The 22024-nt window shown below is 71.0% G+C and carries 23 protein-coding genes; 14 read left to right on the plus strand and 9 right to left on the minus strand.

What is annotated here, in order from left to right:
- The first annotated feature begins 1 nt into the window (after nucleotide 1).
- The 4 genes from phyK to EFJ44_RS00115 all read left to right on the plus strand — a co-directional run bounded on the left by phyK (nucleotide 2) and on the right by EFJ44_RS00115 (nucleotide 5210).
- A complete protein-coding gene (gene phyK, locus EFJ44_RS00100) occupies nucleotides 2-1675 on the plus strand; it encodes a sensor histidine kinase PhyK (RefSeq protein ID WP_241209618.1) in 1674 nt (557 codons plus the stop codon).
- Nucleotides 1676-1714: 39 nt separating this feature from the next.
- Nucleotides 1715-1852, plus strand: a complete 138-nt coding sequence (locus tag EFJ44_RS00105; RefSeq protein WP_125255156.1) for an entericidin A/B family lipoprotein — start codon at nucleotides 1715-1717, stop codon at nucleotides 1850-1852.
- A 208-nt stretch (nucleotides 1853-2060) separates the two neighbouring features.
- Entirely contained in the window at nucleotides 2061-3728 is a 1668-nt protein-coding gene (locus EFJ44_RS00110) for an MFS transporter (RefSeq protein WP_125255157.1), read from the plus strand.
- Between the two features lie 33 nt (nucleotides 3729-3761).
- Entirely contained in the window at nucleotides 3762-5210 is a 1449-nt protein-coding gene (locus EFJ44_RS00115; protein ID WP_125255158.1) for an NAD-dependent succinate-semialdehyde dehydrogenase, read from the plus strand.
- Here the strand turns inward: EFJ44_RS00115 and EFJ44_RS00120 are convergent.
- On the minus strand, nucleotides 5207-5683 hold the full coding sequence (locus EFJ44_RS00120) for an Lrp/AsnC family transcriptional regulator (RefSeq protein ID WP_125255159.1): 477 nt from the start codon (nucleotides 5681-5683) through the stop codon (nucleotides 5207-5209). The two genes, EFJ44_RS00115 and EFJ44_RS00120, sit on opposite strands and share 4 nt — an antisense overlap.
- A gap of 147 nt (nucleotides 5684-5830) precedes the next feature.
- On the opposite strand from EFJ44_RS00120, the gene ald reads away from it, so the two are divergent.
- The 10 genes from ald (at nucleotide 5831) to EFJ44_RS00170 (ending at nucleotide 15030) form a co-directional block, all read left to right on the plus strand.
- Nucleotides 5831-6943: an alanine dehydrogenase gene (gene ald / locus EFJ44_RS00125; RefSeq protein WP_125255160.1), complete on the plus strand. Its 1113-nt coding sequence runs from the start codon at nucleotides 5831-5833 to the stop codon at nucleotides 6941-6943.
- 121 nt (nucleotides 6944-7064) lie between these two features.
- Nucleotides 7065-8132 carry a GTPase ObgE gene (gene obgE / locus EFJ44_RS00130; protein ID WP_125255161.1) on the plus strand — a complete coding sequence of 356 codons (1068 nt, stop codon included), beginning with the start codon at nucleotides 7065-7067 and terminating at the stop codon, nucleotides 8130-8132.
- A gap of 228 nt (nucleotides 8133-8360) precedes the next feature.
- Nucleotides 8361-9026, plus strand: a complete 666-nt coding sequence (locus EFJ44_RS00135; RefSeq protein ID WP_125255162.1) for a nicotinate-nucleotide adenylyltransferase — start codon at nucleotides 8361-8363, stop codon at nucleotides 9024-9026.
- Entirely contained in the window at nucleotides 9023-9571 is a 549-nt protein-coding gene (locus EFJ44_RS00140) for a CYTH domain-containing protein (protein ID WP_125255163.1), read from the plus strand. Before EFJ44_RS00135 ends, EFJ44_RS00140 begins: the two co-directional genes overlap by 4 nt.
- A gap of 121 nt (nucleotides 9572-9692) precedes the next feature.
- Complete coding sequence (rsfS, locus tag EFJ44_RS00145) at nucleotides 9693-10088, plus strand: ribosome silencing factor (RefSeq protein ID WP_164511815.1); 396 nt, start codon at nucleotides 9693-9695, stop codon at nucleotides 10086-10088.
- 4 nt (nucleotides 10089-10092) lie between these two features.
- Nucleotides 10093-10557 carry a 23S rRNA (pseudouridine(1915)-N(3))-methyltransferase RlmH gene (rlmH, locus tag EFJ44_RS00150; protein WP_125255165.1) on the plus strand — a complete coding sequence of 155 codons (465 nt, stop codon included), beginning with the start codon at nucleotides 10093-10095 and terminating at the stop codon, nucleotides 10555-10557.
- Entirely contained in the window at nucleotides 10557-11609 is a 1053-nt protein-coding gene (locus EFJ44_RS00155; protein WP_125255166.1) for a murein hydrolase activator EnvC family protein, read from the plus strand. Before rlmH ends, EFJ44_RS00155 begins: the two co-directional genes overlap by 1 nt.
- A 148-nt stretch (nucleotides 11610-11757) precedes the next feature.
- Nucleotides 11758-13110 carry a S41 family peptidase gene (locus EFJ44_RS00160; protein ID WP_125255167.1) on the plus strand — a complete coding sequence of 451 codons (1353 nt, stop codon included), beginning with the start codon at nucleotides 11758-11760 and terminating at the stop codon, nucleotides 13108-13110.
- A gap of 168 nt (nucleotides 13111-13278) precedes the next feature.
- Nucleotides 13279-14463: a divergent polysaccharide deacetylase family protein gene (locus EFJ44_RS00165; RefSeq protein ID WP_125255168.1), complete on the plus strand. Its 1185-nt coding sequence runs from the start codon at nucleotides 13279-13281 to the stop codon at nucleotides 14461-14463.
- Nucleotides 14464-14553: 90 nt separating this feature from the next.
- Nucleotides 14554-15030, plus strand: a complete 477-nt coding sequence (locus EFJ44_RS00170; RefSeq protein ID WP_125255169.1) for an RNA pyrophosphohydrolase — start codon at nucleotides 14554-14556, stop codon at nucleotides 15028-15030.
- Nucleotides 15031-15032: 2 nt separating this feature from the next.
- On the opposite strand, the gene EFJ44_RS00175 is transcribed toward EFJ44_RS00170, so the two are convergent.
- The 8 genes from EFJ44_RS00175 to EFJ44_RS00210 all read right to left on the minus strand — a co-directional run bounded on the left by EFJ44_RS00175 (nucleotide 15033) and on the right by EFJ44_RS00210 (nucleotide 21942).
- Entirely contained in the window at nucleotides 15033-15545 is a 513-nt protein-coding gene (locus EFJ44_RS00175; protein ID WP_125255170.1) for a hypothetical protein, read from the minus strand.
- A gap of 41 nt (nucleotides 15546-15586) precedes the next feature.
- Nucleotides 15587-15796: a hypothetical protein gene (locus EFJ44_RS00180; RefSeq protein WP_125255171.1), complete on the minus strand. Its 210-nt coding sequence runs from the start codon at nucleotides 15794-15796 to the stop codon at nucleotides 15587-15589.
- A 70-nt stretch (nucleotides 15797-15866) separates the two neighbouring features.
- Nucleotides 15867-16136: an ATP synthase F1 subunit epsilon gene (locus EFJ44_RS00185; protein ID WP_125255172.1), complete on the minus strand. Its 270-nt coding sequence runs from the start codon at nucleotides 16134-16136 to the stop codon at nucleotides 15867-15869.
- Nucleotides 16137-16139: 3 nt separating this feature from the next.
- Complete coding sequence (gene atpD / locus EFJ44_RS00190) at nucleotides 16140-17693, minus strand: F0F1 ATP synthase subunit beta (protein ID WP_125255173.1); 1554 nt, start codon at nucleotides 17691-17693, stop codon at nucleotides 16140-16142.
- A 43-nt stretch (nucleotides 17694-17736) separates the two neighbouring features.
- Entirely contained in the window at nucleotides 17737-18615 is an 879-nt protein-coding gene (locus EFJ44_RS00195; RefSeq protein WP_125255174.1) for a F0F1 ATP synthase subunit gamma, read from the minus strand.
- Nucleotides 18616-18648: 33 nt separating this feature from the next.
- Nucleotides 18649-20181, minus strand: coding sequence for a F0F1 ATP synthase subunit alpha (gene atpA / locus EFJ44_RS00200; protein WP_125255175.1), 1533 nt, complete (start codon nucleotides 20179-20181; stop codon nucleotides 18649-18651).
- Nucleotides 20182-20251: 70 nt separating this feature from the next.
- Entirely contained in the window at nucleotides 20252-20806 is a 555-nt protein-coding gene (locus EFJ44_RS00205) for a F0F1 ATP synthase subunit delta (protein ID WP_125255176.1), read from the minus strand.
- 182 nt (nucleotides 20807-20988) lie between these two features.
- Complete coding sequence (locus tag EFJ44_RS00210) at nucleotides 20989-21942, minus strand: DUF808 domain-containing protein (RefSeq protein WP_125255177.1); 954 nt, start codon at nucleotides 21940-21942, stop codon at nucleotides 20989-20991.
- Between the last annotated feature and the right edge of the window lie 82 nt (nucleotides 21943-22024).

Genomic DNA, 22024 nt, shown 5'->3' on the forward strand with positions numbered 1-22024 from the left:
CGTGACCGCGCGAAGCAGGCTGTTCCGACGGGGTCTTCGGCCCCGCCTCCGCGGCATCCGCTTCCGGCTGGGCGTCGCCATGGCCCTGGCCCTGCTGCCGTTTCTGGTGTTCAGCGCCTTCCAGCTGCAAGCCGACTTCCGCGACCAGGCGTTCGCCCGACGGGAGATGCTGCGGCTGGCCGCCGAGCGCAGCGTCGCCGACCAGCAGGGCCGCGTCCGCTCGACTGCCGCCCTGCTCGAGGTCCTCGCCCTGGAGGGCACCGGACCGGGCTGCTCCACACGGCTCGACGCCGTCGACGACCGCCTGCGCATCTACGACGGTCTGGCCCGCTATGACGCCGAGGGCGCGCTGCTGTGCGGATCCCGAGGGGCGGCGCCGACGGGGCCGTGGATCGAGGATCTGCGCGCCGGGCGGCGGGTCGTCGCCGCGCCGTCCGGAGGGTCGCCGGCAGGCGTCCTGATCGCCCTCCGGCTGGAACGCCCCCTGGGAGGCTTCGACGGCGCCACGGCCGTGGTCATGCCTCTGCGGGAGCTGCTGCCGCGCCGCGACCTGCGCAGCCTGCCGGCCGGGTCCGAGGCCGCCCTGGTCTCGTCGGACGGGCGGATCCTGGCGACCACGAAGTCCGGCGCGTTCCGCGACATGCCCGAGCTCGAGCCTCCTCCCGCCGACACGGGCGAGGCGGCGATCGTGGAGAGGAACGGCCGGGTCTACGTCCGCGCGTCCCTGATCGACCGGGAGCTGCACGTGGTCTATTCGGCCGCGGCGCCGGGCCTGCTCTCCTGGGCGAGACTGAACCCGCTCGGATCCCTGCTCCTGCCGCTGGGCGTCTGGCTGGCGGCCTTCGTGGCGGTCATGGCCCTGTCCGAAAGGTTCGTGATCCGCTGGCTGGACTATCTCCAGCGCGTCGCCGCCATCCACGCCCGCGGCCGGCTGTCGGTCCGGCCCGTGCAGGCCGACGCGGCCCCGACGGAGATCCGCGCCCTCGCCCGGACGCTCGACGACCTGGCCGAAGGCGTCACCACGCGCGACCAGTCCCTGATGAAGGCGCTGGAGGAGAAGGACGCGCTGATGCGCGAGATCCATCACCGCGTGAAGAACAACCTGCAGATCATCTCGTCCCTGCTCAGCATGCAACAGCGCAGCGTCACCGACGCCTCGGCCAAGGCGGCCTTGGGCGACACGCGGCAACGGATCTCGGCCCTGGCCCTGATCTACCGCACGCTCTACCAGGCCGAGGACCTGGGCCGCGCCGACATGAAGGACTTCCTCGACGCCCTCGTCGGCCAGATGGTCGCCGACCAGGCCGGGCGGGGCCAGGTGATCGACAGTTCGGTCCAGTCCGACTCGCTCATCGTCGACCCGGACAAGCTGGCGCCGATGGCGCTCTGGCTGGTCGAGGCGGTGTCGAATGCCCAGAAGCATGCCTTCACCACCGGCGGCACGGCGCTGGCCGTCCGCTTCCGCGTCGACGGAGGGACCAGCGTGCTCGAGGTCGAGGACGACGGTCCCGGCCTGACCCCGACCACCGCGACCGGCGTCGGCCGGACCCTGATGGCCGCCTTCGCCAAACAGCTGAGGGGTGAGACGGAAATCCTGACCGGGCCCATGGGCGGCGCCCTGATCCGCATGACCTTCGTCACCCCGGGCGCGCCCGAAGGAACCGCCGGTCACTGACGGCGTTCTTCGGGGACACATCCTCCCCGGAGCCCGAAAATGCGCAAGCTGTTCGTCATTCTGAGCGCCGCCGCCGCCCTGACCACGGCCGCGTGCAACACCGTCGCCGGCGTCGGCCGCGACGCCTCGGCCGCCGGCGACGCCGTCACCGGAGCCGCCGAAGACGCCAAGGACTGAAAACCCGGGGACGATCCACTCCCCCCGACGGATCGTCCTTCGGCCGCGTGAGCCGGTCCCCCACACGGCTGAGACGCGAAGGCGAGGCCCCGCCGGCCCCCAAACGGCGGGGCCTCAGCAATTCCGGCTTCCCCCCTCTCCCGCGCCCTTCTAACGTCGGCCCCGGCCGGGCCCGCCAAGAGGCTCGCCGGAGGGAAGTCGAGGGGCCATGACCATCACCGCCGAACCGTCCGCCGTGGACGATCCGAAGAAGCTGCGCACCGTCGTGGCGGCCTCCGCCGCAGGCACGGCGTTCGAGTGGTACGACTTCTTCATCTTCGGCTCGCTGACGGCCGTCATCGCCCGCCACTTCTACGCCGACGTCGGCGAGGCGGCGTCCTACATCCTGGCCCTCCTGACCTTCGGCGTCGGCTTCGTGGTGCGGCCGCTCGGGGCCCTGGTGTTCGGATGGTTCGGCGACCGGACCGGCCGCAAGAAGACCTTTCTGGTCACCATCACCCTGATGGGCGCGGCGACGGTCGCCATCGGCCTTCTGCCGGACTACGACGCCATCGGCATCGCGGCCCCGGTCCTCCTGATCCTCATGCGCATCCTGCAGGGCTTCGCGCTGGGCGGAGAATACGGCGGGGCCGCCATCTACGTGGCCGAGCATTCGCCGGCGAAGAAGCGCGGCCTGCTCACCGGCTGGATCCAGACCACGGCCGCGCTCGGCCTGATCGGCGCCCTCTCTGTCATCCTGATCACCCGCGCCGTCGTGGGGACCGAGGCCTTCGACGAATGGGGGTGGCGCATCCCCTTCCTGCTCTCCGCACTGCTGCTGGCGGTGTCGCTCTGGATCCGCCTGCAGCTCAACGAAAGCCCGGCCTATGAGCGCATGGAGGCCGAGGCGGGCGAGAAACGCGCGCCCTACGTCGAGAGCTTTCTGCGCTGGAGGAACGGCCGCTTCGTCCTGATCGCCCTGTTCGGCATCATGATCGCCCAGGGGGCGGTCTGGTACTGCGGATATTTCTACGCCCGCTTCTTCATGGAGCGGGTGCTGAAGGTCGAGGTGAACACGGTGGACCAGCTGATGCTGGCGGTCACCGCCCTGTCGGCCCTCCTCTACGTCCTCTTCGCCTGGCTGTCGGATCGCGTCGGACGCAAGCCCGTCATGCTGTTCGGGATGATCCTGGCGCTTGTGGCCTATTTCCCCGGCTTCCACGCCCTGACCCGCGCGGCCAATCCGGCGCTGGCCGAGGCCCAGGCGACCGCGCCGGTGACCGTCGTCGCCGACCCCGCCACGTGCGCGGTCCAGTTCGATCCGGTGGGCAAGACCGCATTCGCCTCGTCCTGCGACATCGCCAAGAGCGTCCTTTCCAACGCCGGCGTCAGCTACGCCAACGAGGCCGCCGCGCCCGGAGCCCTGGCGGTCGTCCGCGTGGGCGACGCCGTGGTGCCCTCGGTCGAGGGCGGCGCCCTGGACCCAGCCTCCCTGAAGGCCGCACGGACCGACGTCGAGGGCCGGATCAAGGGCGCGCTGCTGGCCGCCGGCTATCCGGAACGGGCCGATCCGGCGCGGATCAACCTGCCGGCCGTTTTCGGCATCCTGATGATCTTCATCGTCGCGGCGACCGCGCTGTACGGGCCGCAGGCTGCGGCGCTGGTCGAACTGTTCCCGACCCGGGTCCGCTACACGGCGATGAGCCTGCCCTATCACGTCGGCACCGGCTGGGTGGGCGGCCTGCTGCCCGCCGCCAGCTTCGCCCTCGTGGCCTGGTCGGGGAACATCTACTTCGGTCTGTGGTACTCGGTGGCCTTCACGGCGCTGGCCGTGCTGGTCGCCCTGATCTGGCTGCCCGAGACCAGGGGGCGCGATCTGGACACCATCGGCCGGTGAGGCGTTATGGCGTCTCCAGTGCAGGAGACGCCCATGACCTCGCCCCGTGACGCCGGCCTGAAGCTGCTTCGCGAGCATGCCCTGATCGCCGGAAGGCCGGTGACGGGGTCAGGCCGCATCGCGGTCGACGATCCGGCGACGGGGGACGTCATCGGACACGTGCCCGACCTCGGCGCGGCGGAGACGCAGCGGGCGATCACGGCCGCCGCCGACGCCTTTCCCGACTGGTCGCGCTCCGACCCGCACGACCGCGCGAAGATCCTGCGCGACTGGGCCGCGCTGGTGGACGAGAACGCCGACGGTCTCGCCGCCCTCATGGCCCTGGAAAACGGCAAGCCGTTCGCCGAGGCGAAGGGCGAGGTCGCCTACGCCAACGGCTTCCTGAAGTGGTTCGCGGGAGAGGCCGAGCGCCTGCTCGGCGAGACGCAGGACACTCCGCTGGGGCACCTGATCCTGACCTTCCGTCAGGCCGTCGGTCCCTGCGCCCTGATCACGCCGTGGAATTTCCCGGCCGCCATGCTCACGCGCAAGCTGGGCCCCGCCTTCGCCGCGGGCTGCACCGCCGTGGTCAAGCCGGCCAGCCAGACGCCCTTCACCGCGATCGCCCTGGCCGAACTGGCCGACCGCGCCGGACTGCCCCGGGGCGTGCTGAACGTGGTCACCGGCGACGCGGCGACGATCGGCGGCGTGCTGACGTCCTCGCCGCTGATCCGCAAGCTCAGCTTCACCGGCTCCACCCCGGTCGGCCGCAAGCTGGCCGAGCAGTGCGCGCCGACCCTGAAACGGGTGTCGATGGAGCTGGGCGGCGCCGCGCCGCTGATCGTCTTCGCCGACGCGGACCTCGAGCAGGCCGCCGAAGAGACGGTGAAGGGCAAGTTCCGCAATGCCGGCCAGACCTGCGTCTGCCCCAACCGGGTCTACGTGGAGGCGTCGGTGGCCCGGGACTACGCCCGCATCCTCGCCGACAAGGTCGCGGCCCTGGCGGTCGGCGACGCCTTCGAGGACGGGGTCAAGGTCGGGCCGCTGATCGAGGACAGGGCGCTGGACAAGGTCGAGGCCCATCTGGCCGCCCTGAAGGAGGACGGCGCCGAGGTGCTGACCGGCGGCGGGCGGCACGCACGCGGCGGCCGCTTCTTCCAGCCGACCGTGACGCTGGGCGGCGACGACGCCCTGTTCCGCGAGGAGGAGACGTTCGGCCCCCTGGTCCCCGTCTTCCCGTTCGGGAGCGAGGACGAGGTCGTCGGCAAGGCCAACGACAGCCCGTTCGGACTGGCCTCCTATCTGTTCACCCGCGACCTTGACCGCGCCCTGCGCATCGGACGCCGCATCGAGGCCGGCATGTGCGGCGTCAACACCGGCCTGATCTCCACCCCCGTCGCCCCCTTCGGCGGCGTCAAACAGTCCGGCTACGGCCGCGAGGGCTCCGTCCACGGCATCGACGAGTATGTGGACGTCAAGGCGGTGACGCTGGCGCTGCGCTAGACCGGCAGCGCCCCGCGCTTCACCACGGTGCGCATGGCGACGCTGGAACTGACGCGCGTCACGCCCGGGATGCGCGTGAGTTCGCGCGCGTGGATCCGCTCAAGATCGTCCACGTCGCGGCAGACCATGCGCAGCAGGTAGTCGGAGCTGCCGGTCATCAGGTGGCACTCCACCACCTCGGGCACGTCGGCGATGGCGGTTTCGAAGGCGGTCAGGGCGCTCTCGGCCTGGCTGGACAGGGTCACCGTCACGAACACCGAGATCGGCAGGCCGACGGCGCGTTCGTTGATGATGGCGGCGTAGCGGCTGATGACGCCCTCGCTCTCCAGCGCCCGCAGCCGGCGCAGGCAGGCGCTTTCCGACAGGTTCACGGCGCGCGCCAGATCGGCGTTGGTCATGCGCCCGTCGGACTGCAGCGCACGGATCATGCGCCGGTCGGTCTCATCCAGAGTCACCGCAGAAACGGTCTTCATCAGCGCCCTCATTCGCAGACCCTGCGACTTTACGCCGTTCAGTCAGAGAAAAGAACAGGAACCTGTCGCGGGACCGCCGCTAGATTGCGCGCCGACGCGAGCCGCCCGCGGAAGGCCGGCCGCCCCATCCAGACGAGGAAATCCCAGATGCGCGTCGGCGTCCCCAAGGAGATCAAGAAGAACGAGCACCGCATCGGCCTGACGCCGACCGCCGTGCGCGAATACGTGGCCCACGGACACGACGTGACGGTCGAGGCGGGCGCCGGTCTGGGCGCGGGCTTCACCGACGCCGATTACAAGCGGGCGGGCGCGAAGCTGGCGAGCAGCGCCGCCGAGATCTTCGCGAACTCGGACATGATCGTGAAGGTCAAGGAGCCGCAGAAGGTCGAGTGGGAGATGCTGAGGAAGGACCAGATCCTCTTCACCTACCTGCACCTCGCGCCCGATCCGGAGCAGACGAGGGGCCTGATGGCCTCGGGCTGCGCCGCCGTGGCCTATGAGACCGTGACCGACGCCAAAGGCGGCCTGCCGCTGCTGGCGCCCATGTCCGAGGTCGCCGGCCGCATCGCCGTCTTCTCGGCCGCCGAGACCCTGCTGAAGCACAACGGCGGCATGGGCCTGCTGTTCTGCGGCGTGCCGGGCGTGGCCCCGGCGCGCGTGCTGGTTCTGGGCGGCGGCGTCGTCGGCCTGAACGCGGCGCGCATGGCGCTGGGCCTCGGCGCCGAGGTGGTGGTGCTGGAACGCTCCATCCCGCGCATGGCCTACATCGACGAGGTCACCCAGGGGCGCGTCATCACCCGCTACTCCTCGATCGGCGCCGTCGAGGAGGAGCTGGTCAAGGCCGACGTCATCATCGGCGCGGTGCTGGTTCCGGGCGCCGAGGCGCCCAAGCTGATCAAGCGCGAACATCTGAAGCAGATGAAGCCGGGCTCGGTGCTGGTCGACGTCGCCATCGACCAGGGCGGCTGCTTCGAGACGTCGAAGCCCACCACGCACGAGGACCCGACCTACGTCGTCGACGGCGTGGTGCATTACTGCGTGGCCAACATGCCGGGCGCCGCCCCGCGCACCTCCTCCGAAGCCCTGAACAACGCCACCCTGCCCTTCGGCCTCGCCCTGGCCGACCACGGGCTGGAAGCGCTGAAGATGAACCCTCACCTGGCCCGCGGCCTGAACGTCCTGAACGGCGAGCTGACCTACCCCGCCGTCGGCGAGGCCCTGGGCCTGAAGTGGAGCGACCCCTACGGCGTTTGGGGGTGACCGACGCGCCTCCCTCTCCTCATGGGGAGGGAGGCTCCTCGCGCTCGCGGGACTTCTGCGGCATAAGCCGCGCTCAGGCAGCGAGCGACCGCGTCGCGAGCGGTAGCGCACAAGAAGTTCGATGAAGTTCCTCGACCAGGCCAAGATCTACATCCGCTCGGGCGCCGGCGGCGGCGGCTCCGTGTCGTTCCGGCGCGAGAAATTCATCCCGCACGGCGGCCCGGACGGCGGCGACGGGGGCAAGGGCGGCGACGTCTGGATCACCGCCGTCGACGGGCTGAACACCCTGATCGACTTCCGCTACCAACAGCATTTCAAAGCCCAGACCGGCCATCACGGCCAGGGCCGCAACATGCACGGGGCCAAGGGCGAGGACGTCGTCCTGCGCGTGCCCGTCGGCACCCAGGTGCTGGACGAGGACAAGGAGACCGTCCTCCTCGACATGGACCATCCCGGCAAGACCGAGATGTTGCTGCGCGGCGGGAACGGCGGCTGGGGCAACGCCCGCTTCAAGGGGCCGGTCAACCAGGCGCCGACCCACGCCAATCCGGGCCAGGAGGGGCAGGAGCGGGCCATCTGGCTGCGGCTGAAGCTGATCGCCGACGTCGGTCTGGCCGGCCTGCCCAACGCCGGCAAGTCGACCTTCCTCGCCGCCGTCTCGGCCGCGCGGCCCAAGATCGCCGACTATCCCTTCACCACCCTGGCGCCGAACCTCGGCACCGTGGATCTGAGCCCCAACGAGCGGTTCGTCATCGCCGACATTCCCGGTCTGATCGAGGGCGCGTCGGAAGGCGCGGGGCTGGGGACCCGATTTCTCGGCCACGTCGAGCGTTCGGGCTGCCTGATCCATCTCGTGGACGCCACGCAGGACGACGTCGCCGGCGCCTGGCGCACCATCCGGCATGAGCTGGAGGCCTATGGTCAGGGCCTCGGCGAAAAGACCGAGATACTCGCCCTGAACAAGATCGACGCCCTGACCGAGGAAGCGCGGGCGGAGAAGGCGGCGGAGCTGAAAGAGGCGGCCGGCGTCGCGCCGATGCTGGTGTCGGGCGTTTCCGGCGAGGGCGTGGACGAGCTGCTGCGGGCCGCCTGGACGGTCGTGCGCCGCTCCCGCGGCGAGATCGCGCTTCCGGACGACGAGGACGACCGCGGCCCCGTCGAGGAGACGCCGGGCGGCTGGCGGCCCTAGGGAATCCTGGCCGGCGCCGGCGGGTCCCCCGCAAAGGAGACCGCCATGTCGAGTCCCGTTCAGACGGAAGGCCGTGAAGACGACGGGGCCATCCCGCTCGGCCGGATCCAACGGCCCGGACGCCACGGAGGTCGGCGACGCCTTGAAGCGTCAGCCGGACTGAGGTTACACGCGGCGCGACGCGTGTTAGGGCGACCGTGAGCATAAGCCGCCCGGACGCGCCCTCCCTTGAGCTTCTTCCATGCCGGACCCGCGCCGCGCGCCTTCGGACCCCGTCCCGGGGCGCTGCGGGACGGCCTGCATCTGGAGCCGGGCATGCGCGTCGGCCTGTTCGGCGGGAGCTTCAACCCGGCTCACGACGGCCACGCCCACGTGGCGGAGACGGCGCTGACCCGGCTGGGCCTCGACCGCGTGATCTGGCTGGTCTCTCCGCAGAACCCCCTGAAGGATCCCAAGCAGTCCGCCTCGCTCGCCGACCGCATGGCCTCCGCCCGGCGCTGGGCGCGCGGACCGTCGATGATCGTCTCGGACTTCGAGACACGGGCCGGTACCAGCTGGACCGTCGACACCCTGCGGGCGCTGAGGGCGCGCCACCCGGAGGTCAACTTCGTCTGGTTGATGGGGTCGGACAACCTGGAGTCCTTCGACCTGTGGCGCGGCTGGACCGACATCATGCGCCTGATGCCCATGGCCGTGATCGCCCGCCCCGGCAGCCTGCTGGAAAGCCGCGCCGCGCCGGCCGCCCGCCGGTTCGCCTTCGCCCGCGTCCCCGCGGAACGCGCCCAGCTTCTGCCGCTGATGGAGGCGCCGGCCTGGACCTATCTGTCCGCGCCCCTGAATCCCCGTTCCTCGACGGCGCTCAGGGCGGCCACGCAGGCCGGGACGACGGCATGACCGGAATCGACCCGGCGGTCGCCGCCTCGCTGGGCTGGCCCAAGGCCAAATACGCCTGGGTCGAACACGAGCGCCGCTGGCTGTGCCGGGAGCTCCCGAAGGATGTGTCGCGCGGCGCCGAGGACATCCGCGACCTCTACGTCGAGGGCGCCCGGCTCCGCCTGCGCGAGGCGATTCCGCACGACGGCGGACCGCCCATGCTTCGGCTCGGCCGCAAGGCCGACGTCGAGCCCTCGATCCGCCTGCTCACGTCGATCTACCTGTCGCCGGAGGAGTTCCGCCTGCTGTCGGTCCTGCCCGGTCGCATTCTGGAGAAGACCCGGCATTCGCTCGGGCGGATCGAGGGCGCAGAGGTGTTCGTCGACGTCTTCCGTGGCTCGCTGACCGGCCTCGTGATGGCCGAGGCGGAGTTCCCGGACGCCGACTCCATGGCGGTCTGGACCCCGCCGCCCTTCTTCGGCCGCGAGGTCACCGAGGACCTCCGCTACACCGGTGGCCGGCTGTCCGCCGACGGCCTGCCGCCGGACTTCGCCCCCGGGTCGTGACCCCACGGACCGTCCGTGCTAGGGTCCATGTTCAAGTCCACCTCTTCGGAGCCCTCAGCTGTCCTCGTCTTCCGCGCCCCGCGCGCCCGCCGTCTCCAACACGGCGCATGAGTCCGACCCCATTCCGCCGCTGCTTCCCGAGGATGGGACCGACGCGCCGCCGCCGGTGGGGTCGACGCCTCTGGAACAGGCCCTGATCACCAAGCTGGACGAGGACAAGGCCCAGGACCTGGTCCTCATCGACCTGAAGGGCAAATCCTCCATGTCCGACGCCATGATCGTGGCGTCCGGCCGGTCGCACCGCCACGTCGGCGCCTTGGCCGACCACCTGCTGCGCGTGCTCAAGGACCACGGCCTGGGCAAGGCCCGCGTCGAGGGGCTGCCGCACTGCGACTGGGTGCTGATCGACGCCGGAGACGTGATCGTCCACCTGTTCCGGCCGGAAGTGCGCGCCTTCTACAACATCGAGAAGATCTGGGCCGTCGACAGCGGCCACCGCGCCGACTCCCGCGCCTGATCCCGTGAAGCTGGCGGTCGTCGCCATCGGCAAGTCGGGCCGCGGTCCCGAGGCGACGATGGCCGCCGACTACGCCGAACGGGCGACGCTGGCCGGCCGCGCTCTCGGGCTCGGCCCGCTGGAACTGGTCGACCTCGACCCCCGCAGGCCGGGCAAGGCGCCGGAGGCGGAGCTGCTCCTCAAGGCCGCCGAGGGCGCGCACCTGATCGCCTGCGACGAGCGGGGCAAGACCTACTCCAGCCGCGCCTTCGCCGAACACCTGGCTCTCCTGCGCGACCGCGGGGAGCGTCGCGTGGTCTTCGCCGTCGGCGGGGCGGACGGGCTGGACGAAAGCGTTCGCGACGCCGCCGCCTCCACGCTCGCCTTCGGCCCCCAGACCTGGCCGCACGCCCTCGCCCGCGCCATGCTGGCCGAGCAGATCTATCGCGCCGTGACCATCCTGGCCGGATCGCCGTATCATCGCGACTGATGCGTCGCCTGCTCCTTCTCAGCCTCGCCGCCCTGGCCCTCGGCGCCGCGCCCGCCGCGGGCGTCCAGCCGCGCGATGACGGGGAGGCGGCCCAGCTTCAGGCCCGCTATCGCGACGCCGTCGTCCGGCTGAGACGGCTGGAGGAAGAGGCCGCCGCCGCGCGGGTCTCCGCGGCCGCGCCCGCCGCCGTCGAGGCGACGCCTTCCGCCGACCGCACGCGTCTCGACGCCCTCGCCGCGCGCGAGGCGCCCGTCCTCGCCGAACTCACCCGGCTGCGGGCGCGTCAGGGCCGCCTGCTGGGCGGCCTCCAGCGCCTGACGCGGCGGCCGCCCCCGCCGCTGGTGGTGCCGATGCGCCGGGCGGTCGAGGCGCGCCGCGCGGGACTGCTGATGCGTGAGGCGGCCCTGTCTCTGGACGCCCGCGCCGCCGGTCTCGAGGCGCGGCGCGCCGGCATCGCGCGCGATCGCCGGGCCGTCCTGCTGTCCCAGGCCGACGCGCTGGCCGCCGACAGCGCCGCCGGGGAGCGCGCCGCGGTGGCCGCGGATCGGGGCGCCGCCCGCCGGTCCCGCGCCGTGGTCCTGGCCGCCGAGGCCCGCGCCGCGCGGGCCGAGGTCGCCGCGCTCGCCGATCGTCTGCGCCGCATGGGGGCGACGGTGCCGGAGGTGCCGGCCGGCGCCACCGCACGGGTCTCCACCCTGCCCGCGGGGCGCGATCGCCTGATCGCCCCTCTCGACGGCCCGCCGCAGGTCCGTTTCGGCCGCGAGGCCGCCGGCTGGCGCTGGACGGGGACCGGCGCCCCCGTCCGCGCCCCGGCGCCCGGCCGCGTCGTTCACGTCGGGCCGCACGAGGCCTGGGGCACGATCGTCCTGCTGGACCTCGGACAGGGATGGCACGCCGTCCTGCTGGGTCTGGACGCCGCCTCCGTTCGGGCGGACCAACGCGTCGAGGCCGGCCAGACGCTCGGGGCCAGCCGGGCCGGCGCCCCGCTTCAGATGGAGTTGCGTCGGGAAGAGACCCCCGTCGATCCGGCGCGCTTCCTGGAACATCGATGATCGTGCCGCCGGCGAAGAGGCTGGCGCAGCCGTCCTGACGCTGATTTTATCGGATCGGACCCGCCGCGCCTTGTTTCCGCCGCGACGGCCCCGATGATTTCAGTTTCCTCCCGCGCGCCCGCGCGACCAGACGAAGATGCGAGACCGAATGCGCAAAGCCCTCATCGCCGGATGCGCCGCCGTGGCCATCGGCGCCGTCGCCGTCACCGCCGTGGCCCAGACCCCGCGCAACGAGACCTTCCGCATGCTGGAGCTGTTCGGCGACGTGCTGGCCGTGGTCGAGCAGGCCTACGTCGTGCCGGTCGACAACAAGAAGCTGATCGAGGCGGCTTTGGGCGGCATGATGACCGCGCTGGATCCGCACTCGGCCTATCTGGCGCCCAAGGGCTTCGACGAGCTGCGCGAACGCACCGAGGGTCAGTATTCCGGGGTCGGCCTGACCATCAGCTCCGAGGCCGGGCTGGTGAAGGTCATCTCGCCGATGGACGGCGGCCCGGCCGCCCGCGCCGGCGTTCAGGCCGGCGACGTGATCTCGGTCATCGACGGCGCCAGCGCCGCGGGCCTGAGCGTCTCGGACGTGTCCGAGAAGCTGCGCGGCGCGCCCGGCACCAGTGTGGCGGTCACCTTCCTGCGCGACGGCTCCGACCCGTTGGAAGTCACCCTGACGCGCGAGGTCATCAAGATCGAATCCGTCACCGGCCGGATGGAAGGCGAGTTCGGCGTCATCCGCATCTCGACCTTCGACGACAACACCGTGCGCGACCTGAACCGCGTCATCGGCGAGCTGAAGACGGCCAATCCGGGCATCAAGGGCTACGTCGTAGACCTGCGCAACAACGGCGGAGGACTGCTGTCGGCCGCCGTCGGCGTTTCGGACGCCTTCCTGGAGCGCGGCGAGATCGTCAGCCAGCGAGGCCGCCGTCCGGAGCAGATCGACCGCTGGTCGGCAAAGCCCGGCGACCTGACCGACGGCAAGCCGATCGTGGTTCTGGTCAACTACGGCTCGGCTTCGGCGTCGGAGATCGTGGCCGGCGCCCTGAAGGATCACGAGCGGGCGACGATCGTGGGCCTGACCAGCTTCGGCAAGGGTTCGGTGCAGACGGTGATCCCGCTGCGCGGTGGTCAGGACGGGGCCCTGTCGATCACCACGGCGCGCTACTACACCCCGTCCGGACGGTCGATCCAGAAGATCGGCATCGAGCCGGATCTCGAGGTGTCGCGCTCGGCCGCCGAGGCCCGGATCGTCTCGCGCTCGTCCTTCGTCTATTCCGAAGCCGCCTACGCCAACTCGCTTGACGCCTCCATCGGCGCCTCGCGGCGCGGCGCGCACACGCCCCAGGAGGCGCCGGGCGAGGACTGGCCCGAGGACAAGGACTACCAGCTGGAACGCGCCTTCGACGTTCTCCGCGCCGGAGGCGACCTCGCGGCCCTCGCCCCAGCCCCGGCGGGCATCGTGGTCACGCCTCCCAACCAGCAGAACGCGGCGCTGGCCGCGGAGTAGGGCTTGGGGCTTGGGGCTTGCGGCTGGGGGCTCGCGCCGGATCGCGGCGGGGCGTCCTTCCGAGGACCTGAGCCCTGCGCTCCAGGCTTCATGCCTAACGCGCCGTTAGGCTTTCTTAACCGGCGCCGCGCGATGATCCCGCCCGCAAGGGTGTGATCCGCCGTGACCATGTTCGCCAAACGTCAGTCCGCGCTCGCCGCCTCGGCCGGGCGCCCGCCCGAGCGCCGCAGCCCGGCGGCGGGCCTCGCCCCGCTGCTGCGCGCGCTGAAGAAGCCGCCGGTGGCCGTCGCCGGCTCCGCCGTGCTGCTGTTCTCGGCCGTCGCCCTGTTCGTCGCCGTTCTGGGCGACCCGTCCGCGGCCAATCCCTCCGCCCGCGCCGGCCTGGACCGCGAGGCGCGCGCCGCCGCCGCGCCCCCGACGGGCCTTGAAGCCTTCACCGCCGGTCTCGCCGGCGCCTATCAGGACCTGGCCGCGGAACCGGCCGCCGCCGGCGGCGAGGCCACCCTGACCCTGCCCGACGGCGCCACGGTCGCCGGGTCCGGGCCGGTCTTCACCGCGCCGCGCCTCACGGCGGCCTCGCCCCTGACCCAGGCGCCCATCGCCGGCCTGTTCGCCCCCGATCCCAACGGGCCCCAGCCGATCATCGCCGACGACGGTCGCGTCCCGGCCCAGGCCTACGCCCGGCCCTTCCGGCCCAACGGCAAGCCCCGCGTGGCCATGATCGTCGGCGGTCTGGGCCTGAACGCCGTCACCACCCGCGCCGCCATCGAGCGCCTGCCGGCCGAGATCACCCTCAGCTTCGTCCCCTACGCCGAGGGGCTGCAGGGCTGGATCGACCTGGCCCGCGCCCACGGCCACGAGGTGATGATCGAAATCCCGATGGAGCCGACCGGCTATCCCGACAACGACCCGGGCCCCTACACCCTGCTGGCCTCCGGCGGGGCCGCCGACGTCGAGGCCAAGCTGCCCTGGCTGCTGGGGCGGGCCACCGGCTACTTCGCCGTCATGAACTATCTGGGCGATCGCTTCATGGCCTCCGACGCGGGCTTCTCGGCCTTCATGGGCGAGCTGCGTCGGCGCGGCGTGGCCTTCGTCGACGACGGCCTCGCCCGTCGCCGCCCCGGGGCCTGGGCCCGCGCTTCGGCCGATCACGTCGTCGACGAAGTCCAGACCCCCGCCGCCATCATGGGGCGCCTGAACGCCGTCGAGGCCCTCGCCAAGCAGCGCGGCGGCGCGCTGGGGACCGGCTTCGGCTATCCGGTGACGGTCGAGGCCGTGGCCCGCTGGGCCGCCGGACTGGACGCGCGCGGCCTGCAGCTGGCGCCCGCCAGCGCCATGACCCGAGCCGGCTGAGCGATTCGCTAGGAATCCGCCCCCGGGGCGCCTACTTCAGTGCCGTAGCGTCCCGACCTTTCCGCATCCGGGCTCCAACGCCCACCGGCCATGACCCGCGACCTCAGCCTCTATCGTCCCAACGTCGGCGTCGTCCTGTTCAACCGCGACGGCCGCGTCTGGCTGGGACACCGCGTGAACACGCCCGGCCCGTGGCGCTGGCAATTCCCGCAAGGCGGCGTCGACGAGGGCGAGGATCTGGAGACCGCCGCCCGGCGCGAACTGTTCGAGGAGACCGGCGTCCGCTCGGTCGAGTATCTGGATCGCACCCCCGACTGGATCGCCTATGACTTCCCGCCGGACCTCGGCGGTCCGCGCGCGAAGTGGGGTCATAAGGGTCAGAAGCAGGTCTGGTTCGCCTACCGCTTCACCGGCGAGGACGCCGAGGTCGACCTTCAGGCGCATGGGGAACAGGAGTTCGACGCCTGGCGCTGGGCCCGGCTGGACGAGACGCCCGGCCTGATCGTGCCCTTCAAGCGCGGCGTCTACGAGCAGGTCCTGAGCGCCTTCGCCCGATTCGCCGCCTGAGGTCAGTCGCGCGGCGCGGCCCACTCCAGCCGCAGTCCGCGCTCGCGCGTGACGTCCTCGAACTCGACCACCTGCCAGCTCAGTTCGCCCTCGCCCTGACCGTGCTCGCCCCGCACCCGCCGGATGGTGCGGCGGCCCTCACTCCAGAAGCCGTTGGCGTCGCGGACGTTCCACGTCAGCCCGCGCCCTTCCGCCCAGTCGATCAAGGCCGCGTCGACCGCCGCGATCCGCTCCGCCGGGCCGGTCACCTCGATGGCGCAGCCCTGCACGCCCTGGGAAGGCGCCCCCTGCTTCAGCCAGCCCGCCTGCACCGCGCCGCGCACGAAGACGGTCGGCTCCGCCTCCTTCAGACAGGCGAACCTGAGCGCGTCGACGACGATGGCCGCCTCGTCGGCGGGCGACATGGCCGGAAGGGGCATCTCGGGCTGCGCCGGCGGCAGACAGCCGCAGGCGGGGCGCGGCACGGCGGCGCAGGCCGACAGGGCGACGACGGCGGCGAAGACGAGCGGTCTCATGGACGATCCTCCAGCTTCGGCGGCCATGTTGCCGCGACGGTTCACCGCCCGGAAGCTACCGTATCTGACGGCTGAGCGGCCGGCTGCGCCGGACAGCTGCGCGGGATGTGCAGGATCGTGCCCATCGCCCCTTCCCGAACCGGCGGCTGATAGATGGCCATGGCCGGGCGGCATCCGTCGGCGTCCAGCACCGGCTCGCCCAGCGCGGCGCAGCCGGCCATCGGCAGGGCCGGCAGCAGAAGTCCCCACATGCGCAAAGGCCGCCTCCCTCGTCAGGAAGCGGCCATCAGCGCCCGCCGCGGCTGAGCGGTCAAGTCGGGATCAGGATTCGGCCAGTTCCTCGGCGCGCTCGGCGAGAATGGTCAGGCCGGCCGGCGTCACGTCGGCGAAGCCGCCGTGCACCTCGAAGCGGCGGCGCGTGCCGCCGTCGATCACGGTGACCGTGCCTTCCTTCAACGCCGTCATGAAGGGCGCGTGGTCCGCCAGGACGCCGAAGTCGCCCTCGACGCCCGGGGCGTCGACCTGGTCCACGAGGCCCGAGAAGACCTCGCGCTCGGGCGAGACGAGGGAGAAGTTCAGCTTGCCGGCCATGGATCAGGCGCTCTCGGCCAGCTTCTGGGCCTTCTCGACGGCTTCCTCGATCGGGCCGACCATGTAGAAGGCGGCTTCCGGCAGGTGGTCGTACTCGCCGGCCACGATGCCCTTGAACGAGCGGATCGTGTCTTCCAGCGAGACGAACTTGCCCGGCGAGTTGGTGAACTGCTCGGCCACGAAGAAGGGCTGCGACAGGAAGCGCTGGATCTTGCGGGCGCGGGCCACGATCAGCTTGTCCTCTTCCGACAGCTCGTCCATGCCCAGGATGGCGATGATGTCCTTCAGCGCCTTGTACTGCTGCAGCACTTCCTGGACCGAGCGGGCGACGTTGTAGTGCTCCTCGCCGATGACCAGCGGGTCCATGATCCGCGAGGTCGAGTCCAGCGGGTCAACGGCCGGGAAGATGGCCTGGGCGGCGATGTCGCGGCTCAGCACGGTCGTCGCGTCCAGGTGGGCGAACGAGGCGGCCGGCGCCGGGTCGGTCAGGTCGTCGGCGGGCACGTAGATGGCCTGGACCGAGGTGATCGAGCCCTTCTTGGTCGAGGTGATGCGCTCCTGCAGGTTGCCCATCTCGGTGGCCAGGGTCGGCTGATAGCCCACGGCCGAGGGGATGCGGCCCAGCAGGGCCGACACTTCCGAACCCGCCTGGGTGAAGCGGAAGATGTTGTCGACGAACAGCAGCACGTCCTTGCCTTCCTCGTCGCGGAAGTACTCGGCCTGGGCCAGGCCGGTCAGGGCGACGCGGGCGCGGGCGCCGGGGGGCTCGTTCATCTGGCCGTAGACCAGGGCGCACTTGGAGCCTTCGGTCGAGCCGCCGTTCTTGGTCGGGTCCACGTTCACGTTGGACTCGATCATCTCGTGATACAGGTCGTTGCCTTCGCGGGTCCGCTCGCCGACGCCGGCCAGAACCGAGTAGCCGCCGTACGCCTTGGCGATGTTGTTGATCAGCTCCTGCATGGTCACGGTCTTGCCCACGCCGGCGCCGCCGAACAGGCCGATCTTGCCGCCCTTGGTGTAGGGGCACATCAGGTCGATGACCTTGATGCCGGTGACCAGGATTTCCGACGAGGTCGACTGCTCCTCGAAGCTCGGGGCCTCGCGGTGGATCGGGCGGTACATCGTCGTCTTGATCGGGCCCTGCTCGTCGATCGGCGCGCCGACGACGTTCATGATGCGGCCCAGCGTGCCGGGTCCGACCGGCGCCAGGATCGAGCTGCCCGTGTCGGTGACCGGCTGGCCGCGGGTCAGGCCCTCGGTGGTGTCCATGGCGATGGTGCGGACCATGTTCTCACCCAGGTGCTGGGCGACCTCGAGCACGAGGGTGAAGGGCTCGCCCGTCTTCTGGTCGACGTTCTGGGTTTCCAGCGCCGACAGAATGGCCGGCAGGTGACCGTCGAACTCCACGTCCACGACGGCGCCGATCACCTGGGCGATGCGGCCGTTGGCGACCGCGGCGGTCGGTTTGGCGGCGGCGGTCGTCGCGGCGGCCTTGGGCGCCTTGGGCGCGGCGGGCTTGCGGGTCGTGGTCTTCTTGGGGGCGGCGGTGTCGGTCATCGGTGCGTTCCGTTCGGAAAGTCGTGTCGTGTGGGGTGTCGGATCAGAGCGCTTCGGCGCCGGCGATGATCTCGATCAGTTCAGTGGTGATCTGGGCCTGGCGCTTGCGGTTGTACTGCAGGGTCAGGCTCTGGATCAGATCGCCCGCGTTGCGCGTGGCGTTGTCCATGGCGCCCATCTGGGCCCCGAAGAAGCTGGCCTGGTTCTCGTACATCGCCGCCAGGATCTGGGTCGTCACGTTGCGCGGCAGCAGGGTGTCGAGGATTTCCTCCTCGGACGGCTCGTATTCATAGACCGCGCCGTTCAGATCGATCGGCGGCGCGTCGCCGTCGACGACCGCCGGGATCAGCTGCTTCGCGGTCGGCACCTGGGCGATGACCGACTGGAAGCGGCTGTAGAACAGGGTCACGACGTCGGCGTTCCCGGCCTCGAACTCCTCGGCGATCAGCTGCGCCACCGGCTCGGCGGCGGGCAGGCCGACGGTCTTGTGCTCGCTCATCTCGAAGGTGCGGATCAGCCTGTCGCCGTACAGGCGGCTCAGGCCGTCGCGAACCTTGCGGCCGACGGCCACGATGCGGACGTCCTTGCCCTCGGCGATGAGCGCGTTGATCCGCTCGCGCGCGGCCCGGATGACGTTGGTGTTGAAGCCGCCCGCCAGACCCTTGTCGCCGGTGGCGACGACGATCAGGTGCTTGTGGTCGCGGCCGGTGCCGGCCAGCAGCTTGGGCGCGCCGTCGCCCGACACGCCGGCCGCCAGATTGGCGATGACGGCGGCCATCTTGCGGGCGTAGGGACGCGCGCTCTCGGCCTGGTCCTGGGCGCGCTTCAGCTTGGCCGCGGCGACCATGTTCAGGGCCTTCGTGATCTTCTGCGTGGACTTCACGCTTCCGATCCGATTGCGCATTTCCTTGAGGCTGGCCATCGGGCGCTACTCTTTCAGCTTCCGGGGGTCAGATCAGGCGAAGGTCTTGGTGAAGGCCGCCAGGACGTCCTTCAGCTCGGTTTCCAGCTCGGCGGTCAGGTCCTTCTTGGTCCGGATGCCTTCCAGCAGGCCGGGGTTGGAGGACTTGATGCGCGCCAGCAGCTCGCGCTCGAAGCGGCCGATGTCGGCCACCGCGATCCCGTCCAGATAGCCGCGGGTGCCGGCGTAGATCGACACGACCTGCTCTTCCATGGTCAGCGGGCTGTACTGCGGCTGCTTCAGCAGCTCGGTCAGGCGGGCGCCGCGGGCCAGCAGCTTCTGGGTCGAGGCGTCCAGGTCCGAGCCGAACTTCGCGAAGGCGGCCATTTCCCGGTACTGGGCCAGCTCGCCCTTGATGGTGCCGGCGACCTTCTTCATCGCCTTGGTCTGGGCCGAGGAGCCCACGCGCGACACCGAGATGCCGACGTTCACGGCCGGGCGGATGCCCTGGTAGAACAGGTCGGATTCCAGGAAGATCTGGCCGTCGGTGATCGAGATCACGTTGGTCGGGATGTAGGCCGACACGTCGTTGGCCTGGGTCTCGATCAGCGGCAGGGCGGTCAGCGAGCCCGAGCCGTAGTCGGCGTTCAGCTTGGCCGAACGCTCCAGCAGGCGCGAGTGCAGATAGAAGACGTCGCCCGGATAGGCTTCGCGGCCCGGCGGGCGGCGCAGCAGCAGCGACATCTGGCGATAGGCCACGGCCTGCTTCGACAGGTCGTCATAGACGATCAGGCCGTGCATGCCGTTGTCGCGGAAGAACTCGCCCATGGCGGTGCCGGCGAACGGCGCCAGGAACTGCAGCGGGGCCGGCTCCGACGCGGTGGCGGCGACCACGATCGTGTATTCCAGCGCGCCCGACTCCTCGAGCGTCTTCACGATCTGGGCGACGGTCGAGCGCTTCTGACCGATGGCCACGTAGATGCAGTACAGCTTGGCCGACTCGTCGTCCGTGGCGTTGACCGACTTCTGGTTCAGGATCGTGTCGATCGCGACGGCGGTCTTGCCGACCTGACGGTCGCCGATGATCAGTTCGCGCTGGCCGCGGCCGATCGGGATCAGGGTGTCGATCGCCTTCAGGCCGGTCTGCATCGGCTCGTGCACCGACTTGCGGGGGATGATGCCCGGAGCCTTCACGTCGACGCGGCGGCGCTCGGTGAACTGGATCGGGCCCTTGCCGTCGATAGGCTCGCCCAGCGGGTTGACGACGCGGCCCAGCAGGCCCTTGCCGACCGGCACGTCCACGATCTCGCCCAGGCGGCGGACTTCGTCGCCCTCGGCGATGGCGGCGTCGGCGCCGAAGATCACCGCGCCGACGTTGTCGCGCTCGAGGTTCAGGGCCATGCCCTTCACGCCGGCCTTAGGGAACTCCACCATCTCGCCGGCCTGGACGTTGTCCAGACCGTGGATGCGGGCGATGCCGTCGCCGACCGACAGCACCTGGCCGACGTCGGAGACGTCCGCCTCGACGCCGAAGTTGGCGATCTGCGACTTCAGGATGGCCGAGATTTCAGCGGCGCGGATGTCCATTGCGGTCTCTTTCGTCTTCGTCTTCTGGGGCGTGCCGTCAGGCGCGCTGCATTCTTGGTTCGGCGCGGGCTTACGCCCGCTTCAGGGCGAATTTCATCTGGTCGAGCTTGGTCTTCAGCGAGGCGTCGAACAGCTTCGAGCCGACCTTGACCTTCAGGCCGCCCAGGATCGACGGATCGACCCGGGCGGTCAGTTCGGGAGCCTTGCCCAGCGCCTTCAGCAGGGCCGAGCGGACGTGGGTCAGCTGCGTGGTCGACAGCGGCTGGGCCGACACGACCTCGGCCGCGACCACGCCGGTCTTCTTCGCATACAGACGCTCGAAGCCGACGATCACGCCCATCAGGTCGCGGGCGCGGCCGTTCTGGGCCAGCAGGCCCAGGAAGTTGCGGGTCGTGCCGTTGAACCGGGCCTTGTCCGCGATCGCCAGCAGACCGCGCGACACGTCCTCCGCCTTCAGCACCGGAGAGGTCAGTAGACGGCGCAGGTCGGCGCTCTCGCCGTGGGCGGCGCGCAGCGACTTCAGGTCCGCGCGCACGGCGTCCAGGGCGCCCGTCTCTTCCGCCAGATCGAACAGCGCCTGGGCGTAGCGGTCGCCGACCTCGGTGGTCCTGAATTCGTCAGCCAATTGGATCCGTCCGGATTATGCGTTCGGGGCGTGACCGGCGGCGAGGGCTCGCTCCGACCAAGGGCTTGGAATGCTTGAAGAAAGCACGCCGGAAACGCGTCGATGACGGTCGTTCCCGGTTCAGCCGGGCGCCGGATAGCACCTTAACCCCCAAACCGCAACCGAGGCGGCGGGTCGCAGCGTCAGTGCGCGGCGTCCGCGGCGGACTTCTTCTTCGGGACCATATGCAGGACGGCCACGACCACCGCGCCGACGGCCAGTCCGACCACGGCCGAGGCCGCGGCCCGCGCGATCCAGCCCGTCACCGCTCCCAGTCCCGGCACACCGCCGGCCCAATGCCCGATCGCCTCCACCACGTTCGGGATCAGGTCGAGATGGTACTCATGCAGCCCGTGCACGATGATGCCGCCGCCGACCCACAGCATCGCCGCCGTGCCGATCGTGGCGAGCGCGCCCAGCACCGCCGGCATGGCCTTGACCAGCCCGCGTCCCAGGGCCTGGGCCGAGGCGGACGACCGCTCCGTCAGGTGGAGGCCGACGTCGTCCATCTTCACGATCAGCGCGACCACGCCGTAGACGCCGACGGTGACCAGCAGGGCCACCACCGCCAGCGCGGCGGCCTGGGTCGCCAGCGGGCGTCCGGCGAGGTCGGCCAGGGCGATGGCCGTGATCTCGGCCGAGAGGATCAGGTCGGTGCGGATGGCCGATCCGACCATCTCCCTCTCCCGCTCCTCGGAGGACTGGGCCAGCTCGTCGACCGGGACGTCGCCGTGGTGATGGCCGGCCAGATGCCCCCAGACCTTCTCGGCGGCCTCGAAGCACAGATAGGCGCCGCCGAGCATCAAGAGCGGGGTCAGCGCCCAGGGCGCGAAGGCGCTGATCAGCAGGGCGCCGGGCAAGAGGAACACGAACTTGTTCTTCAGCGAGCCGATCGCGATCTTTCGCACGATCGGCAGTTCCCGGTCGGGCGAGAACCCCATGGCGTAGCCGGGCGTCACGGCGGCGTCGTCCACCACCACGCCCGCCGCCTTCATGCTGGCCCGGCCGGCGGCGGCGGAGACGTCGTCGACCGAGGCGGCGGCCATCTTGGCGATGGTCGCGACGTCGTCGAGAAGGGCGGCGAGTCCTGAGGGCAAGCGTCACCTGCGGGCTGGAGCGGCGGTCCGCCTTGGCTAGGCGACCCGCGCCGCCGGGTCCAGTGGGGCGGTCAAGGGGGTG

It is taken from the genome of Brevundimonas fluminis, assembly GCF_003934285.1.
Classification (GTDB): domain Bacteria; phylum Pseudomonadota; class Alphaproteobacteria; order Caulobacterales; family Caulobacteraceae; genus Brevundimonas; species Brevundimonas fluminis.